Source organism: uncultured Campylobacter sp. (genome assembly GCF_938045775.1).
In the GTDB taxonomy this organism is placed as follows: Bacteria; Campylobacterota; Campylobacteria; order Campylobacterales; family Campylobacteraceae; genus Campylobacter_B.
The window spans coordinates 1-2198 of sequence record NZ_CALIBH010000097.1 but is presented as its reverse complement, the minus strand read 5'-3'; the positions used below and the strand labels follow the sequence as shown (position 1 = coordinate 2198).

2 protein-coding genes and 1 pseudogene are annotated in these 2198 nt (G+C 44.6%); 2 read left to right on the top strand and 1 reads right to left on the bottom strand.

Annotated features, from left to right (window positions below; translation table 11 throughout):
• Positions 1–314 (bottom strand): annotated as a pseudogene (locus Q0238_RS03790) (hypothetical protein); the annotation flags it as partial.
• Positions 315–1125: 811 nt separating this feature from the next.
• Between Q0238_RS03790 and Q0238_RS03785 the strand changes: the two are divergent.
• Positions 1126–1422, top strand: coding sequence for a hypothetical protein (locus tag Q0238_RS03785; protein ID WP_297943043.1), 297 nt, complete (start codon positions 1126–1128; stop codon positions 1420–1422).
• Positions 1423–1542: 120 nt separating this feature from the next.
• Positions 1543–1800, top strand: a complete 258-nt coding sequence (locus tag Q0238_RS03780; RefSeq protein WP_297943041.1) for a hypothetical protein — start codon at positions 1543–1545, stop codon at positions 1798–1800.
• Positions 1801–2198 lie beyond the last annotated feature (398 nt).

The following is a 2198-nucleotide window of genomic DNA, read 5'->3' as shown; positions in this document are numbered from 1 at the left end:
TCCACTATCGGTAAATCTTCCTTTTCATATATCTTAACCAACCGTGCAAGCTTTAATGCATCTTCTTTATCCGTCTTCTTCGTGCTGGAATAAATAATCGATAACTGCGAGGCATCTAAGATTACTACCGTGCAGCCGATCACTCTCATCTCTTTTTCCATCACAAACGCAAGACTATTTACTTCCATTGCGACAATATCTTCCGCTTTCAATTTCTCCGTAAGATAGTCATCGCTCATACAATGCATATCGGAAATGCCGTCTTTCATTAATTTATGTGTTACCGAATGTTGTTTCTCCTCCTGATCTTCCAACTTTTCCTTTCTGATCAAAGTAACACATTTCATACGTTTCTTTGCTCAAATCCAATCCGATCCATCTTCCAGTCCCTTGCATACGACACTCCTTGTGTTATAAAATAGGGAACAGGGAGCTTTTACCGGTTTGCAGTTCACCGTAACTCCTATTCGCGGTACGCACCGTTAGCGGTGCGGCCGCATTTTGTTTTACGGCAGCAGGTTTTGGTTAATCTCGTTGCCGAGGTTCCTCTGTATTCAAGATTTCCTCACGTTTTGCGTCAACCTGCTGCCTGCCCCCTTATCCCGTCGGATAAGAGTACCACATTTACCGGCAATTAAAAACATGACATCTCTTAGCATCTGCAGAGCGGACAAGGATGTCCGTGGTTATAAGCAGTAGCGAGATTTGGGCTAAATTTTAAAATTTACGCGCCGAAATTCCAGCGATAAAGCCCCGCTTGCCTTAAAACAATACTTCGTTTTCGCGCGTCGCAAGCTACGTAAACAGCTCGCCAGCTCGCGCCGCTTGAAATTTATTCGGCGCGAGCGATTGCGAGCGCTTTACCTAGTGCGAGAGATCGCAGGCGCTTTGGGCGAATACTCTGCGCGGTATTTTATACGGGGGCGCCGTGCGAGAGTTTGCGTGCTTCTGCATGCGAGCGCTATTTCTTTCGCCGACTGCAACGCACGAACGCTTTTCATGAACGCTTTCGCGCCCGCAGCTCTAAAATACGCTACGAGCGCTAAATTTTACGCATGCAGCCGTAGAATTCTGGCATAAGTCAGCCGTCAGGCCTAAGCGGCTCATAAAATTTAAGGAGAAAATTTGGCTAAAGCTTTAAAAATCGTCATAGCCGCGGCTCTGGGCTTACTCTTTTGCCTAAAGGTGCTGCCGATTTTGGCAGCATTTTTCGCGTTGAATTCTTTCTTTGATAAAGATGATATGGAGCTGGATAAAGCCCCGCCGATGCAAAACTACGAGCAAAATCGCGAGAAATTTCTAGACCTGTTAGCTTTTGCAGGTCGCAACTTCCCTAAAAATTTGCGCGTTACGATCCAGAGCACCTACGGCGATGAGTATATTTGGATCGATTTGGACGGCAATGAGACGAAATTTTATTAAAATTCCATTTTCAGGGATAATGCGCCGGGCATCGGCGATGGGCTAAAGCTCATCGGCTGGGACAAAAAGACGTTTGCAGAGCTAAAGTCAAAGCTTGCGGCAATAAACGCTAGAACCATCGTGCTAAATAGAAGCGGCGATAGTGGGGTGCCTTGGGCGAGCATCACCTACAGCTATATGGAGCACTTTGCCGATAGCTATGAGTTTTATGTTCTCAATAGTCCAAAACTCGCCGAGCTTTACGCCAAGGGCTGCTCGAGAAAATTTCAAAGCGACGGTGTAGTATTTTTATATGCAATTGAAATATCAGATTATAGAGTGCTTTGTAAGAGTGACGACAACAATAAAAGTGTCTTGATCAAAGAGAGCGATCGATAAGGCGTCGTGAGGTGACGAGGCTAAATTTAATCGCACGAGCTCGCATTAAGCTTAGCGGCAAATTTTACAATCAGCGCCGAATTCCGAGCAGTCGCGAAATACCAAACTCTGCGCGAAATTTTATCCAGCCGTGCAAGCGCACAAGGTAGATTTTGCATAAAATTCTACACAGAATTTCTTGCAAAATTTTAACCGATTATGTGAGATAAAATTCTAGCCGGCTGCGCGCCGCAAAGCTTGAAGCATAGAATTTAAAGCCTCGCTGCCGCAAAAACAAAGTCCACATTAAAATTTTACGAGATAAAATTTTGCTGCAAAATTCCAGGCGCAGAATTTAATATCTTAAAATTCTAGCGCCAAATTTCACGTCGTAAAAACTCTGCGCGTATTTTTCAAAC